The sequence below is a fragment of the Micromonospora sp. NPDC002411 genome (genome assembly GCF_053592955.1).
Map to the genome: position 1 here is coordinate 1 of NZ_JBSFBM010000020.1, position 14,757 is coordinate 14,757.

At 71.0% G+C, this 14,757-nt stretch carries 14 protein-coding genes; 10 read left to right on the top strand and 4 right to left on the bottom strand.

The window, feature by feature from the left end:
* Window positions 1–1,131, top strand: a 1,131-nt coding sequence (gene murA / locus ACWCO3_RS04715) for a UDP-N-acetylglucosamine 1-carboxyvinyltransferase (protein WP_450008492.1), incomplete at its 5' end; no start/stop codon positions are given.
* A gap of 86 nt (window positions 1,132–1,217) precedes the next feature.
* Window positions 1,218–2,066 (top strand): 3-hydroxyacyl-CoA dehydrogenase family protein, encoded by an 849-nt coding sequence (locus tag ACWCO3_RS04720; protein WP_450008494.1) that lies wholly within the window; start codon window positions 1,218–1,220, stop codon window positions 2,064–2,066.
* A 40-nt stretch (window positions 2,067–2,106) separates the two neighbouring features.
* Here the strand turns inward: ACWCO3_RS04720 and ACWCO3_RS04725 are convergent, their stop codons facing one another.
* Together ACWCO3_RS04725 and ACWCO3_RS04730 are read right to left on the bottom strand one after the other, a co-directional pair.
* A complete protein-coding gene (locus tag ACWCO3_RS04725; protein WP_145779218.1) occupies window positions 2,107–2,952 on the bottom strand; it encodes an ABC transporter permease in 846 nt (281 codons plus the stop codon).
* Window positions 2,949–3,800: an ABC transporter ATP-binding protein gene (locus ACWCO3_RS04730; protein ID WP_145779219.1), complete on the bottom strand. Its 852-nt coding sequence runs from the start codon at window positions 3,798–3,800 to the stop codon at window positions 2,949–2,951. The genes ACWCO3_RS04725 and ACWCO3_RS04730 overlap by 4 nt, the downstream gene beginning before the upstream one ends.
* Before the next feature lie 151 nt (window positions 3,801–3,951).
* On the opposite strand from ACWCO3_RS04730, the gene ACWCO3_RS04735 reads away from it, so the two are divergent.
* Complete coding sequence (locus ACWCO3_RS04735; RefSeq protein WP_450008497.1) at window positions 3,952–5,958, top strand: protein meaA; 2,007 nt, start codon at window positions 3,952–3,954, stop codon at window positions 5,956–5,958.
* 18 nt (window positions 5,959–5,976) lie between these two features.
* Here ACWCO3_RS04735 and ACWCO3_RS04740 read toward each other — a convergent pair whose 3' ends face one another.
* Entirely contained in the window at window positions 5,977–6,594 is a 618-nt protein-coding gene (locus ACWCO3_RS04740) for a DUF4126 domain-containing protein (RefSeq protein WP_450008499.1), read from the bottom strand.
* 71 nt (window positions 6,595–6,665) lie between these two features.
* Between ACWCO3_RS04740 and nucS the strand changes: the two genes are divergently transcribed.
* Window positions 6,666–7,325 carry an endonuclease NucS gene (nucS, locus tag ACWCO3_RS04745; RefSeq protein WP_145779222.1) on the top strand — a complete coding sequence of 220 codons (660 nt, stop codon included), beginning with the start codon at window positions 6,666–6,668 and terminating at the stop codon, window positions 7,323–7,325.
* A gap of 142 nt (window positions 7,326–7,467) precedes the next feature.
* Here the strand turns inward: nucS and ACWCO3_RS04750 are convergent, their stop codons facing one another.
* Window positions 7,468–8,964, bottom strand: coding sequence for an aldehyde dehydrogenase family protein (locus ACWCO3_RS04750; protein WP_145779223.1), 1,497 nt, complete (start codon window positions 8,962–8,964; stop codon window positions 7,468–7,470).
* 307 nt (window positions 8,965–9,271) lie between these two features.
* Here ACWCO3_RS04750 and ACWCO3_RS04755 point away from each other — a divergent pair, with 307 nt between their 5' ends.
* The 6 genes from ACWCO3_RS04755 to ACWCO3_RS04780 all read left to right on the top strand — a co-directional run bounded on the left by ACWCO3_RS04755 (window position 9,272) and on the right by ACWCO3_RS04780 (window position 14,712).
* A complete protein-coding gene (locus ACWCO3_RS04755; protein WP_280116505.1) occupies window positions 9,272–9,637 on the top strand; it encodes an FHA domain-containing protein in 366 nt (121 codons plus the stop codon).
* A gap of 72 nt (window positions 9,638–9,709) precedes the next feature.
* Window positions 9,710–10,780 carry an alpha/beta fold hydrolase gene (locus ACWCO3_RS04760; RefSeq protein ID WP_435821810.1) on the top strand — a complete coding sequence of 357 codons (1,071 nt, stop codon included), beginning with the start codon at window positions 9,710–9,712 and terminating at the stop codon, window positions 10,778–10,780.
* 130 nt (window positions 10,781–10,910) lie between these two features.
* On the top strand, window positions 10,911–12,758 hold the full coding sequence (locus ACWCO3_RS04765; RefSeq protein WP_145779226.1) for a 3-hydroxyacyl-CoA dehydrogenase family protein: 1,848 nt from the start codon (window positions 10,911–10,913) through the stop codon (window positions 12,756–12,758).
* Window positions 12,759–12,797: 39 nt separating this feature from the next.
* Window positions 12,798–13,292 (top strand): SigE family RNA polymerase sigma factor, encoded by a 495-nt coding sequence (locus ACWCO3_RS04770; RefSeq protein ID WP_145779227.1) that lies wholly within the window; start codon window positions 12,798–12,800, stop codon window positions 13,290–13,292.
* Window positions 13,289–14,344: a hypothetical protein gene (locus ACWCO3_RS04775; RefSeq protein WP_145779228.1), complete on the top strand. Its 1,056-nt coding sequence runs from the start codon at window positions 13,289–13,291 to the stop codon at window positions 14,342–14,344. Before ACWCO3_RS04770 ends, ACWCO3_RS04775 begins: the two co-directional genes overlap by 4 nt.
* 38 nt (window positions 14,345–14,382) lie before the next feature.
* The gene (locus ACWCO3_RS04780; protein WP_036411703.1) at window positions 14,383–14,712 is read left to right on the top strand and encodes a hypothetical protein; all 330 of its coding nucleotides are present in this window, start codon (window positions 14,383–14,385) and stop codon (window positions 14,710–14,712) included.
* Window positions 14,713–14,757 lie beyond the last annotated feature (45 nt).

The window sequence follows — 14,757 nt, forward strand, 5'->3', positions numbered from 1 at the left end:
GACGCGGACGATCCGGTCGATCCGATGGTCGCGCAGGGCGGGATCGCCCGGTCCCGTTCGGTGACCATCGACGTGCCCGAGCAGCCGGGTGCCGACGCCGACTACGACCTGGTCCGGCGGTTGCGCGCGTCGATCTGCGTGCTCGGCCCGCTGCTGGCCCGCCGGGGGTACGTGCGGGTGGCGCACCCCGGCGGGGACGCCATCGGTTCGCGTGGGCTGGACATGCACATCTCCGGTCTGACCCGGATGGGCGCGGAGATCTCCGGCGAGCACGGATTCGTGATCGCCTCCGCCCCGCACGGGTTGCGCGGCGCGGACATCGTGTTGGACTTCCCCAGCGTCGGCGCGACCGAGAACCTGGTGATGGCGGCCGTGCTGGCCCAGGGCACCACGATGATCGACAACGCGGCCCGGGAGCCGGAGATCGTCGACATCTGCACGATGCTCAACCAGATGGGCGCGCGGATCGCCGGTGCGGGCACGTCCACGTTGCGGATCACCGGGGTTCCCGGTCTGCGTCCGGTCCGACACGCCACGGTGGGGGATCGGATCGTCGCGGGCACCTGGGCGTTCGGGGCGGCGATGACCCGGGGGGACGTGACGGTGACCGGGCTGGACCCGGCGTACCTGGAGGTCGCGCTGGACAAGGTGGTCGCGGCCGGCGGCCTGGTGGAGACCCGGGGGGACGGCTTCCGGGTACGGATGGACGACCGGCCCCGGGCGGTGGACGTGGTGACGCTGCCGTACCCCGGCTTCGCCACCGACCTGCTGCCCATGGCGATCGGGCTGGCGGCGGTCAGCGACGGCGCCTCCCTGATCACCGAGAACATCTTCGACGGCCGATTCATGTTCGCCAACGAGATGATGCGGCTCGGTGCGGACATCAAGACCGACGGACACCACGCGGTGGTCCGTGGACGGGACCGTCTCTCCGGCGCACCGGTACGGGCCACCGACATCCGCGCCGGCGCCGGGCTGATCATCGCCGGGCTCTGTGCGGAGGGGGTCACCGAGGTCTCCCACGTCCACCACGTCGACCGGGGCTACCCGGACTTCGTGGCCGACCTGCGCGCGCTCGGGGTGGCTGTCGAGCGGGGCACCACGCCGGAGGAGCCGTCCCTGGAGATCTGAGGCCGCCCCACGACGCCACTTAGCCATCGTTCAGGCTCGCGGACTAGGGTGCAGTCAGGCACTCAATCGCAGCGAGGGAGAAGTAGATGGCGGGTCGACTCGCGGTCGTCGGGGCTGGGCTGATGGGCTCCGGCATCGCCCAGGTGGCGGCGCAGGCGGGCTGGCAGGTGACGCTGCGCGACCTGGACGACGCGGCCACCAACCGAGGGCTCGGCGGCATCCGGAAGTCGCTGGAGAAGTTCGCCGAGAAGGGCAAGATCGAGGCGTCCGAGGTCGAGGCGACGCTGGCCCGGATCACCCCGACCACCGACCTGGAGGCGGCGGCGGACGCGGACATCGTGGTCGAGGCCGTCTTCGAGCGGCTGGAGATCAAGCACGAGGTGTTCCGCGCCCTGGACAAGATCTGCAAGTCGGACGCGGTGCTCGCCACGAACACGTCGGCCATCCCGGTCACCCAGATCGCCGCGGTGACCGAGCGTCCCGAGGCGGTCGTCGGCACTCACTTCTTCTCCCCGGTGCCGATGATGCAGCTCTGCGAGCTGGTCCGCGGTTACAAGACCAGCGACGCCACGCTGGAGACCGCACGGGCCTTCGCCGAGGAGATCGGCAAGACGGTAGTGGTGGTCAACCGGGACATCGCCGGTTTCGTCACCACCCGGTTGATCTCCGCCCTGGTGATGGAGGCCGTCAAGCTGGTGGAGTCCGGCGTGGTGTCGGCGGAGGACCTGGACACGGCCTGCCGTCTGGGCTTCGGGCACGCGATGGGCCCGCTCGCCACCACCGACCTGACCGGCGTGGACGTGCTGCTGCACGCCTCGAAGAACATCTACACCGACACGGCCGACGAGAAGTTCTTCCCGCCGGAGCTGCTCCAGCGGATGGTCACGGCCGGCGACCTGGGCCGCAAGACCGGCAAGGGTTTCTACACGTACTGAGAGGTGGCGACCGGGGCGGGCGTCCGCCCCGGTCGGCCGCTCAGCCGTCGCGCTTGGTGGTCCAGCGGAAGGTGGTCAGGCAGAGCACCACGCCGATCACGCACCACAGGACCAGCACCAGCGCGACCCGTCCCAGCTCGAACGAGCCGCCCGGCTCCTGCGCGCCGAAGCTCTCCGGCAGGAAGACCGCGCGCAGCCCCTGGCACATCCACTTGAGCGGGAACAGCGCCGCGACCTGCTGCATCCAGGTGGGCAGGTCGGTGAAGACGAAGAACACCCCGGAGATGAACTGGAGCACCAGGGCGACCGGGGTGACCACCGCTGAGCCGCTGCGGGCGGTGCGGGCCAGCGACGAGATGGCGATGCCGCACAGGGTGCACGCGGTCACGCCGAGCACGGCGACCCAGCCGAAGGTGAACCACTTGCCGGCGGTGCCTGGCAGGTCGAGGTCGAACAGCGCCACCGCGACGGCCAGCAGCAGCACGGTCTCGGCGATGCCGATCGCCACCACCATGATCACCTTGCCGGCGAACCAGACCCACTTCGGCATCGGCGTGCCCCGGTACCGCTTGAGCACCCCCCGGTCCCGCTCGATCGGGATCCAGATGCCGAGGTTCTGGAAGCTCACCGTCATCAGGCCGGTCGCGATCATGCCGGTGATGAAGTACTGGGTGAACTTGACCCCGCCGCCGATCGTCCCGTCGAAGATCGACGCGAAGATCAGGATCATGATGATGGGGAAGCCCATCGTGAAGACCACGGACTCCCGGCTGCGCAGGAACTGGGTGATCTCCAGCCGGCCCTGGCGCACTGCGAGCGCGCCGGCGCTCGGCCGTCGGCTGGAGGTCGCGGCGACCGGCGTCGCCGGCTTGGTCGTGGTCGTCATCGTCCGTGTCCGATCATGGTGAGGTAGACGTCCTCCAGGGTCGGCCGGGTCACGGTGAGCCCGGGGACCTCGCCGCCGTGACGCGCGGCCAGGTCGGCGACCAGCGCCGTCGGCGTCGCGCTCTGCACGCTCTCCAGTGCCCCGTCCGGGGTACGCCAGGAGACCGTCGCGAGGGCCTCCTGCCGGTTGCCGAGCTGGTTCGGGGCGGCCACCTCGACCACCCGCCCGCTGGCGATCACACCGACCCGGTCGGCGAGTGCCTCCGCCTCGTCCAGGTAGTGGGTGGTGAGCACGATGGTGGTGCCGGCGGCGGCGAGATCGCGGATCAGGTCCCAGAACTCGCGCCGGGCCTCCGGGTCGAAGCCCGTGGTCGGCTCGTCGAGGAAGAGCAGCTCGGGGCGACCGATGATGCCGAGGGCCACGTCCAGGCGGCGCTTCTGCCCGCCGGAGAGGGTGTGCGTACGGGCCTTGGCCTTGCCGGCCAGCCCGACCCGCTCGATCACCTTGTCCGGGTCGTCGGCGCCGGGGTAGAAGCCCGAGAAGTGCCGGACCACCTCGGCCACTGTCAGCTCGTCGAACTCGCCGGTGCCCTGGAGCACGATGCCGACGCGGGAGCGCCAACCGGCGCCGGGGTTCGCCGGGTCCGCGCCGAGCACGGAGACCTCGCCGGCGTCACGCCGTCGGTAACCCTCCAGGATCTCCACAGTTGTGGTCTTGCCGGCGCCGTTCGGGCCGAGCAACGCGAACACCTCACCGCGGTGGACGTCGAGATCCACGCCCGCCACCGCCACGTTGTCGCCGTACGCCTTACGCAGCCCTCGGACGGAGATGGCCAGCTCGTCATCCATGCCGTCCAGTGTGCGTCCTGACCCGGCCGAGGTCGTGCCCGGGGTGTGGCGATGCGCGCCACTGCGGGTGCTTCCCGCCCGGACGTCCTCGACATGGACCTGTGTGGTTTTCCACAGCCCTTTTTACTGGGCGGTAACTTAAACTCCGGCCATGGACGAGACGGCATTTCCGGGGCGGCTGCCCGAGCGGGACCGCCCGTGGGTGATGCGCACCTACGCCGGCCACTCGTCGGCGACCGCGACCAACGCCCTCTTCCGCCGCAACCTGGCGAAGGGGCAGACCGGCCTCTCGGTCGCCTTCGACCTGCCCACCCAGACGGGGTACGACCCGGACCACGAGTTGGCCTCCGGTGAGGTCGGCCGGGTCGGCGTGCCGGTGGCCCACCTCGACGACATGCGGGCGCTGTTCGATGGCATCCCGCTCGCCGAGATGAACACCTCGATGACCATCAACGCCCCGGCGATGTGGTTGCTCGCCCTCTACGCCGGCGTGGGGTTGGAGCAGGGCGCCGAGTTGACCCGCTGCGCGGGCACCACGCAGAACGACATCATCAAGGAGTACCTGTCCCGGGGCACCTACATCTTCCCGCCGGCGGCCTCGCTGCGGCTCACCGCCGACGTGGTGGCGTACACGTTGCGTGAGATGCCCCGGTGGAACCCGGTGAACATCTGCTCGTACCACCTCCAGGAGGCCGGTGCCACGCCCGTGCAGGAGGTCGGCTTCGCGCTGGCCACCGCGGTCGCCGTGCTCGACGCGGTCCGCGACTCCGGGCAGGTGCCCGCCGAGCGGATGGGTGACGTGGTGCAACGCGTCTCGTTCTTCGTCAACGCCGGGGTGCGCTTCGTCGAGGAGATCGCCAAGATGCGCGCGTTCGGCGTGCTCTGGGACGAGATCACCCGGGAGAGGTACGGGGTCACGGAGGCCAGACAACGGCGGTTCCGCTACGGCGTGCAGGTCAACTCTCTCGGCCTCACCGAGGCGCAGCCGGAGAACAACATCCAGCGCATCGTGCTGGAGATGCTCGGCGTGACGATGTCCCGCGACGCCCGGGCCCGCGCCGTGCAACTGCCCGCCTGGAACGAGGCGCTCGGCCTGCCCCGCCCCTGGGACCAGCAGTGGTCGCTGCGGATGCAGCAGGTCCTGGCGTACGAGTCGGACCTGCTCGAATATCCGGACCTCTTCGCCGGCTCGCACGTGATGACCGCACTGGTCAACGAGATCGTCACCGGGGCACGGGCCGAGTTGGACAAGGTCCTCGAACTGGGCGGCGTGGTCACCGCCGTGGAGACCGGCTACCTCAAGAGCGCCCTGGTCGCCTCGCTGGCCGAGCGCCGCCGCCGGATGGAGTCCGGCGCCGACGTGGTGGTCGGGGTCAACAGGTACGCCGAGACCGAACCGTCCCCACTCACCGCCGCCGGAGCGGACGCCGTCGAGCTGGTCGATCCGGCCGTCGAGGCAGCCGCCGTCGACCGCGTACGCCGATGGCGTGCCAATCGGGACGGCGCGGCCGTGGACGCGGCTCTCGCCCGGCTCCGCGCGGACGCCGCGAGCACCGCCAACCTGATGCCGGCGACCCTGGACTGTGTGCGGGCCGGGGTGACCACCGGCGAGTGGGCCGGCGCGCTGCGCCAGGTCTTCGGCGAGTACCGCGCGCCGACCGGCCTGGCCGGCGCCACCGGCAGCGGCGGCGACCCGGGACTCGCGGCCGTCCGGGAGCGGGTCACCGCCACCGCCCGTGAGTTGGGCAGCGGCCGGCTGCGGCTGCTGGTCGGCAAACCCGGCCTGGACGGGCACTCCAACGGCGCGGAGCAGATCGCGGTACGGGCCCGCGACGCCGGCTTCGAGGTCGTCTACCAGGGCATCCGGTTGACCGCGGGGCAGATCGTCGCCGCCGCCGTGGAGGAGGACGTCGACCTGGTCGGGCTCTCAGTGCTCTCCGGGTCGCACCTGGCTGCCGTGCCCGCGGTGCTCGACGGGCTGCGCGCCGCCGGCCGGGCGGACCTGCCGGTGGTGGTGGGCGGCATCATCCCGGCCGGCGACGCGGACACCCTCCGGGCGGCCGGGGTCGCCCGGGTCTTCACCCCGAAGGACTTCGCCCTCACCGGCATCATCGACGACCTGGTGACTGTCATCCGTCGTGCCAACGACCTGCCCTGACCAGACGCGCCCTGGGTGTCAGACGCGGAACCCGGCGGCGCGGGCCGCGTCACGTTCCCGTCGGCGTTCGGATCGCCGACGGAAGAACCAGTAGACGAAGAATGCCAGGCCGACCATGAAGACGAGCACCAACACCGGCAGGAGGACCGCTACCAGGGACATCACCACGCTCGTCGCGTCCTCGGCGGTGCTCGCGACCGGGGCGCCGAAGCCGGCGGTGGTCGCGTTGATCACTGGGCGGACGGCGGACTTGAGCAGGTGCACCCCCAGTGCCAGCAGTACGCCGGTGACGACCGGCACCCACTGGTGGGTCGAGAAGAAGCTTCCCGGGTCGCTGACCGTCACCGTCTCGGACGAGGAACCGGCGCCGAAGGCCAGGCCGCCGGCTGTCGGTCGGACCACCGTCTGCACCACGTCGTTGATGTGGTCGACGACGGGCACCTTGTCCGCCACCATCTCCACGGCCAGCAGCACGGCCATGATGAGGATGACCCAGCCGTTGCCGAGCCAGGTCCAGCCGCTGGGCAGGTCGATCAGGTCGGTGTAGCGGCCGAGGAGACCGAGGATGAGCAGGGGTATGTAGGCGTTCAGGCCTGCCGAGGCGGCGAGACCGGTGCCGGTGAGAACTTCGAACACGGTCTCAGCATCGCATCGACGCGCCAGTGCCGCTCGCTGGCGACCGGCGGGTGCTCGGCTACCCTCGTCGGGTGCGGTTGGTCATTGCGAAGTGCTCGGTGGACTACGTCGGACGGCTCTCGGCTCACCTGCCGCCGGCCACTCGGTTGCTGATGGTGAAGGCGGACGGGTCGGTGTCGATCCATGCCGACGACCGGGCGTACAAGCCGTTGAACTGGATGAGCCCTCCGTGCCGGTTGGAGGAGGCCCCCGGTGTGTGGCGGGTCGTCAACAAGGCCGGCGAGGAGTTGCGGATCACCCTGGAGGAGATCTTCCAGGACACCTCGTACGAGCTGGGTGTGGACCCGGGCCTGCGCAAGGACGGGGTGGAGGCGCACCTGCAGGAGTTGTTGGCCGCCAACCCCGAGACGCTGGGGGAGGGGTTCACGCTGGTCCGCCGCGAGTACATGACGGCGATCGGCCCGGTCGACCTGCTGTGCCGGGATGCCAACTCTCGTGCCGTCGCCGTGGAGGTCAAGCGGCGTGGCGACATCGACGGCGTGGAGCAGTTGACCCGCTATCTCGAGTTGATGAACCGTGACCCGCTGCTCAGCCCGGTTGTCGGGGTCTTCGCCGCTCAGGAGATCAAGCCGCAGGCCCGGGTGCTCGCCACCGACCGGGGCATCCGGTGCGTGGTCGTGAACTACGACAAGCTGCGGGGCATCGAGAAGGACGAGCTGACGCTGTTCTGATCGGCTGCTCAGCTTCCGGTACGCACCGCGATCAGCGACTTGGGCAGGCCGAAGACCCGCTCGACGAGCATCGTCGAGTCGGGGAAGTAGTGGCGCATCTGCGAGCGGTCCCGATCTTTGCCGAAGATCGGTCATCCGACACTCACCTGCCGTACATCACCTTGATCGCCTTGACGAGTCGGGCCATGTCGGTCGGCGTCCGTTCGAAGGTCATCGACGGCAGCAGCGACCGGGCGCGACGCCGGGTGATCGCCTTGGCCCGGCCGAACTCGCGCAACCCGTCCTCGCCGTGGATCCGCCCGAAGCCGGAGTCACCCACCCCGCCGAACGGCAGGGTGGACATGCCCGCGAAGGTCAGGGTGGAGTTGACCGAGGCCATTCCGGAGCGCAGCCGCCGCGCGATCGCCACCGCGCGCCGTCGACCGAAGACCGAACCACCGAGGCCGTACGGCAGGGCGTTGGCGCGTGTGACGGCCTCGTCGGCGTCCCGGACCCGGTTGATGGTCAACGTGGGGCCGAAGGTCTCCTCTTGGACGGCGGCGGAATCCTCCGGGACGTCCACGAGCACTGTCGGGTGGACGTACGGCGGCTGCACGGCGGTCGGGCCACCGAGTGCGGCACGCCCGCCGGAGGCGATCGCGGCGTCGATGTGCTGGCGGATCACGTCGATCTGCTTCGGCATGGTGATCGGGCCGATGTCGGCGCCCTCCGGCCCGACGGTCAGCCGACCGGCGCGGGTCACCACCTTGTCGACGAAGGTGTCGAAGACGGAGTCGACCGCGTACACCCGCTCGATGCCGATGCAGGTCTGCCCCGCGTTGGTCATGCCGCCCCAGACGCACGCCTCGGCGGCGGCGTCCAGGTCGGCGTCGCTGTCGACGATCATGGCGTCCTTGCCGCCGCCCTCGATCAGCACCGGGGTCAGCGTCTCGGCGCAGGCGGCCATGACCTTCCGGGCGGTCGCGGTGGACCCGGTGAAGGCCAGCTTGTCGACCCCGGAGCGGCACAGCGCGGCACCGACGTCGCCCAGGCCGTGTACGGCGGTGAACACCTGCTGCTCGGGCACCACCTCGGCGAAGCTGTCCACCAGCCACTGGCCGACGGCGGGCGTGTACTCGCTCGGCTTGAGCACCACGGCGTTGCCGGCCGCGAGGGCGTACGCGGCGGAGCCGATCGGCGTGAAGACCGGATAGTTCCACGGCCCAATCACGCCGACGACACCGTACGGCTGGTATTCGAGGTGCCCGGAGAACTCGGCGAGGATGAGCCGGGACCGCACCCGCCGTGGGCCGAGCACGCGGCCGGCGTTGCGGGCGGCCCAGTCGATGTGCTCGATCGCGGTGACGATCTCGACGATCGCGTCGGGGACCGGCTTGCCGCCCTCGGCGTGGACCACCTCGGCCAGCTGCTCGATCCGTTTGGCGAGCAGTGCGCGCCACCGCAGCAGCCGGTCGCGGCGGCCGGTGAAGCCGAGCCCGGCCCACCACTCGCCGGCGACGCGGGCGCGGTCGACGGCCTGGCGCACGTCGACGTCGGTGGCGACGGGGAGGCGACCGGCCTCGACGCCGGTGGCCGGGCTGGTCGAAACCAGTTGGCCCGCCTCGATGACCGGGATGCCCGGGACATGCACAGCCGTCATGGCGGAAGTCTAGACCCGAAAATTACTCACTGGTAGCTCACTGATCCCAGGCGCCTCGACGGGAGTCGCGCAGCCCCGACCGATCGTTGATCAGTGCAGGTCAGGACAGTGGTAGCGAAAACCTTCCGCCCGAATCGTCGAGCGGTCGGTGGCCGGGAGGTGATGAGAGGCTGACCGGCCGGTCGGTATTGACGATTACCGTCTGATGGCAGGCTGACGCGCGGAGTAACGGTGTGGGGTGGAGGGCTGACTGTCCATGGAGGAACATCCGGAACTGATGCCGCTGTTGACGGTCGCGGGTGGGCCGATGCGCGGAGCGAGCTTTCGAGTGCGAGTCGAACCGCAGGTGATCGGCCGCGCGCCGACCGGTCACGTGGTCATCAGCGACCCGCACCTGAGTCGCCGCCACGCCGAGGTGTGGCTGGCCCCGGAGGGCCTGTCCCTGCGGGATCTGGGCTCCACCAACGGCACCTGGCTCAACGACCGCCGGATCACCCAGGTGGAGTTGCTCTCCGACGGCGACGTGATCCGGCTCGGCCGTACCGAGCTGCGCCTGTTCGACCCCGGAGTGGCGCTCACCGATCCGGTGGGTCTCAGCTTCGGCCCGTCCCGGCGGGACGTCCGACCGACACTGCCGCTGCCGTTGGCGACGCCGCCGGGCACGCGACGATAAGCACGGCCCACACTCGGGCCGCGCCCCGGATGGCGACCGGACACCTGGACCGGCGGGGGCCCTCGTGGCAGCATGCCGCGGATGGAGACCGAGCAGCGGACCGTGACGGCGAACGGCATCACCCAGGCGGTACGCGTGGCCGGCCCGACCGACGGCACGCCGGTGCTGCTGATCCACGGCAACTGCTCGTCCGCGCTGTTCTGGGAGCCGCTGGTCCGACGGCTGCCACCGACGCTGCGGGTGGTCGCCCCCGACCTGCGCGGGTACGGCGACTCCGAGACGGCCCCGGTGGACGCCACCCGAGGGCTTGGTGACTTCGCCGACGACGTGGCCGCCCTGCTGGACGACCCGACGCTCTTCGGCGCCGACGCCCGCCCGGTCGTGGTCGGGCACTCCCTCGGTGGTGGAGTGGCGATGCGCCTGCTGGTCGACCATCCGCACCGGGTGAGCGCACTGCTGCTCGCGGCGCCGGTCTCCCCGTACGGCTTCGGCGGCACCCGTGACGTGATCGGCACGCCGACCACCCCGGACTTCGCCGGCACCGGCGCCGGCACCGCGAACCCGGACTTCGTCGCCCGGCTCGCGGCCGGCGACCGGGGCGTGGACGCGCCGGCCAGCCCCCGTGCCGTGCTGCGAGCCACCTATGTGGCCGATCCCGCCTCGCTCGGCACCGACGAGGACCTGCTGCTGGACACCGTGCTCTCCACCGCGACCGGGGACGACAACTACCCGGGCACGGCGGTGCCCTCGGACAACTGGCCCGGCACCGCGCCGGGGGAGCGTGGCGTGCTCAACGCGCTCGCGCCGACCTGGTTCCGGGTCGCCGACGACCTGGTGGCCGTCGCCGAGAAGCCCCCGATCGCCTGGGTACGCGGAGACGCCGACGTCATCGTCTCGGACACCTCGCTGTTCGACCTGGCGTACCTGGGTTCGCTGGGTGTGGTGCCCGGCTGGCCGGGCGAGGAGGTCTGTCCGCCGCAGCCGATGGTCGGACAGACCCGCGCGGTGCTGGAGCGGTACGCGGCGGAAGGCGGGGCGTACCACGAGGTGGTGCTGCCCGGCTGTGGTCACAGCCCGCACCTGGAACGTCCGGCGGAGTTCGTCGCGGAGCTGCTGGCCCTGACCACGGTGCCCGCCACCTAGAGGCAGCGGCGGTGGTGCCGTGGGTGAAATATGCCACGGCGTCTCGACAACACATCGTCACGTGGCAGACTCGCGCGCATAACCTTAGCGGCCGTTCAGTGGCCGTGCGGAGTCTCTGGGGAGGCCGGTCGTGGCGCGCGATTTCAGCACCGTGGGCGTGGTGGGGCTGGGCACCATGGGTGCCGGCATCGTCGAGGTCTTCGCCCGCAACGGCATCGACGTGGTGGCCGTCGAGATCTCCGAGCCGGCGCTGGAGCGCGGCCGGGTCACCCTCACCGGCTCCACCGACCGTGCGGTGGCCAAGGGCAAGCTCGCCGCGGCGGACCGCGACGCCCTGCACGAGCGGGTGCACTTCGCGGTCGGGCTGGACGCCCTGCACTCCGTCGACCTGGTCATCGAGGCGGTGCCCGAGCACCTGGACCTCAAGCAGCGGATCTTCGCGGAGCTGGACCGGGTCTGCCGTCCGGAGACCATCCTCGCCACCAACACCTCGTCGCTGAGCGTCACCGAGATCTCGGTGGCCACCAGCCGGCCCAACCAGGTGATCGGCATCCACTTCTTCAACCCGGCACCGGTGATGAAGCTGGTCGAGGTGGTCCGCACCGTCGTCACCTCGCCCGAGGTGGTCGCCGACGTCGAGGCGCTCTGCGCCCGGCTCGGCAAGGTCGACGTCACCATCAACGACCGGGCCGGCTTCATCGCGAACGCGCTGCTCTTCGGCTACCTCAACCACGCGGTCGGCATGTTCGAGTCGCACTACGCGACGCGGGAGGACATCGACGCCGCCATGAAGCTCGGCTGCGGCCTGCCGATGGGCCCGCTGGCGCTGATGGACCTGATCGGTCTGGACACCGCGTACGAGATCCTGGACACCATGTACCGGCGCGGCGGTCGGGACCGCCGACACGCCCCGGTGCCACTGCTCAAGCAGATGGTGACGGCGGGGCTGCTCGGCCGGAAGTCGGGTCGGGGCTTCTACACCTACGAGCGGCCCGGTTCGCCGAAGGTCGTACCCGATGAGACGACGCCGCTGGCCACGGACACCGCGCTCGCCGACGGCGCGCGCGCCATCTACACGGAGGTGGGCTTCGGGAGCGCGAGGAGTGAGCTTGCGAGCCCCGCAGTCGTGACCAAGGTCGGCATTGTGGGCTCCGGGACGATGGCCACCGGGATCATCGAGGTCTTCGCGAAGGCCGGCTACGAGGTCGTGTCGGTGACCCGTGGCGTGGAGAAGTCCGCGACGGTCTGCGAAGCCGTGAAGACCTCGCTGAACAAGGGCGTGGTGCGGGGCAAGCTCGCCGAGGACGACCGGGACGCGGCTCTCGGCCGGATCACCTGGTCGGCCACGCTGGACCACCTCGCCGACGTCGACCTGGTGGTCGAGGCGGTGATCGAGGAGCTGAGCGTCAAGAAGGCCCTCTTCGCGAGCCTCGACGAGATCTGCAAGCCGGGCGTCGTGCTGGCGACCACCACCTCCTCGCTGCCGGTGATCGACGTGGCGATGGCCACCCAGCGACCGGCCGACGTGGTGGGGCTGCACTTCTTCAACCCGGCGCCGGTCATGCCGCTGGTCGAGGTGGTCCGCACCATCCGCACCTCACCGGAGACCACCGCCACCGCCCGCGCGGTCTGCGCCGCCCTCGGCAAAACCGGCGTGGTCTGCGGCGACCGGTCCGGATTCATCGTCAACGCGCTGCTCTTCCCGTACCTGAACGACGCGGTGAAGATGTTGGAGGCCAGCTACTCGACGGCCGACGACATCGACCACGCGATGAAGCTGGGCTGCGGCTACCCGATGGGCCCGTTCGAGCTGCTCGACGTGGTCGGGCTGGACGTCTCGCTGGCCATCCAGCGCGAGCTGTACCTGGAGTTGCGCGAGCCCGGCTTCGCGCCCGCGCCGCTGCTGGAACACCTGGTCACCGCCGGCTACCTGGGCCGCAAGACCCGCCGCGGCTTCCGCGACCACTCGCACCGCTGACCGGTCAACGCCGGAGGGTGCCGACGGCGTCTGCAAGGTGTGACCTTCGAGGAGTACGTCAGCAGCCGGGGTCCGGCGCTGGTCCGGCTCGCCCGGTTGCTGACCGGTGACGCACACCGGGCCGAGGACCTCACCCAGGAGGTGCTGTCCCAGGCGTACGTGCAGTGGCGCCGGATCGCCCGCGCCGACCGGCCCGACGTGTACGTGCGCCGCATGCTGGTCAACGCCAATATCTCCTGGTGGCGTCGGCGGTCGAGCCGTGAGCTGGTCGTCGACACCTTCGCTGACCGGCCGCACCGTGGCGACCTCGGCGGCGAGGCGGCGGACCGGGACGAGATGTGGCGGCTGATCCTCGACCTGCCCGACCGCCAGCGCGCGGTGCTGGTGCTGCGCTACTACGAGGACCTCGACGACACGACGATCGCCCAGATCCTGGACTGCTCGCCGGTCACCGTCCGCACCCACGCGATGCGGGCGCTCGCCAACCTGCGGGAGCGCTGCGGTGCCCCGACCACGAACGGGAGCCGACCATGACAGACCTCGACGAGCGGATCGTCCTGACGCTGCGGGAACACGCCGAGGGGCCGGTGGACGGCGGCCGGTTGCTGGTCGGCGCGGTGCGCCGGGGGCGTACCCGGGTACGCCGGCGGCGGGTCGCCGCTGGTGCCACCCTGAGCGTCGTCGCGCTGATCGGCGCCGGCGTGGCCGTCGGGCCGATGGGTCGCCTGCCCGGCCTCGGTCACACTGTCACTCCCGGCCTGGCCGAGACCACTGTCGCCTTCCTGCCGCCGCTGGTCGACGGCGCTCCGAGCGCGGCGGCCCGCCCCGACCAGATCGGCAAGGACCCCGCCCTGCTGCACATCGGCCTCGCCCCGGGCGGCCCCCGGTTCCTGGAATGGAACGTCGGCGGTGGCAAGGAGACCGCGAAGATCGACGTGGGCGGCCGGACGGTCACCGTCGAGCTGACCTCGGCCGACGTGCTGCGATTCCCCGGTGCATGGAACATGCCGCCGTTGGAGGGCCCCACCGCCAACCTCTACGACGGCACAGTGGTCCGCGCCGTCGGGCCGGACGATGTGCCGATCTGGCGACGCTACTGGCAGCCGGCCCCCGGGGTGTACGCCGGCGCCAGCGTGCCCGGCACGGACGAGGGCCCACTACACGAGGCCGCCGCCGCGTTGCGGCTCGATCGGGCGTACCGGTGCAGCGGGCCACTGCGGTTGACCGACCTGCCGGCCGGTGCCGAGGTGGCCACCTGTGCGAGTGTCGTGGGCACCTTCCCGGCGGCGTATGCCGTGGTGTTGAGCGTGCGCGACGACCAGGGCAGAGGGGTGTCCGTCGAGTTCCAGTACGCGAGGACCGCCCTGATGGCCACGCCACCGGCGAACCGGACCATCGGCGGCAGACCCGCCTACTACGACCCCTCCTACAACCCCATCGGCGCACGGCTGGAACTCCTGGACATCCCGCAGGCCCAACTGTTCGCGGCGTTCAATCACGAGCGGAGCTTCAGCGAGGCGGAGGCGACGACAGTGCTCCTCGGGGCGCAGGTCGCCGAACACCTGGACCGGCCCGACACCTGGTGACCGCCCCGGTCCGTTCCGCGGAACGGACCGTACGCTTGGTGACTGTGAGCCCCCGTCGCAATCGCCCTCGCCGGGACGAGAACGCCAACCTGGACGCCGACCGGGTCCGGCAGGGCGTCGCCTCGGTGCAGCAGTGGACCGACGGCGCCTGGCAGGTACGCGGGATCGGCGCCGGCGCGTCGGTCAAGACGTACCGTTGCCCCGGCTGTGACCAGGAGATCCGACCCGGGGTGGCGCACCTGGTGGCCTGGCCGGCGGACGGTCTGGGTGACCTGACCGACCGGCGGCACTGGCACAGCGGTTGCTGGCGCGCCCGGGACCGACGCGGCCCGGCGGTGCAGCGCGGCCGGGGCACCCCGCGCTACTGAGCGACCTGGATCACCCTGTTCGTGCCTGGGTGGGCGGCGGCGGCG

Bases quoted from the DNA above. Each gene is read 5' to 3' on its own strand.
- ACWCO3_RS04720 (WP_450008494.1), top strand. From the start codon at position 1,218: ATGGCGGGTCGACTCGCGGTCGTCGGGGCTGGGCTGATGGGCTCCGGC.
- ACWCO3_RS04725 (WP_145779218.1), bottom strand. From the start codon at position 2,952: ATGACGACCACGACCAAGCCGGCGACGCCGGTCGCCGCGACCTCCAGC.
- ACWCO3_RS04730 (WP_145779219.1), bottom strand. From the start codon at position 3,800: ATGGATGACGAGCTGGCCATCTCCGTCCGAGGGCTGCGTAAGGCGTAC.
- ACWCO3_RS04735 (WP_450008497.1), top strand. From the start codon at position 3,952: ATGGACGAGACGGCATTTCCGGGGCGGCTGCCCGAGCGGGACCGCCCG.
- ACWCO3_RS04750 (WP_145779223.1), bottom strand. From the start codon at position 8,964: ATGACGGCTGTGCATGTCCCGGGCATCCCGGTCATCGAGGCGGGCCAA.
- ACWCO3_RS04755 (WP_280116505.1), top strand. From the start codon at position 9,272: ATGCGCGGAGCGAGCTTTCGAGTGCGAGTCGAACCGCAGGTGATCGGC.
- ACWCO3_RS04760 (WP_435821810.1), top strand. From the start codon at position 9,710: ATGCCGCGGATGGAGACCGAGCAGCGGACCGTGACGGCGAACGGCATC.
- ACWCO3_RS04775 (WP_145779228.1), top strand. From the start codon at position 13,289: ATGACAGACCTCGACGAGCGGATCGTCCTGACGCTGCGGGAACACGCC.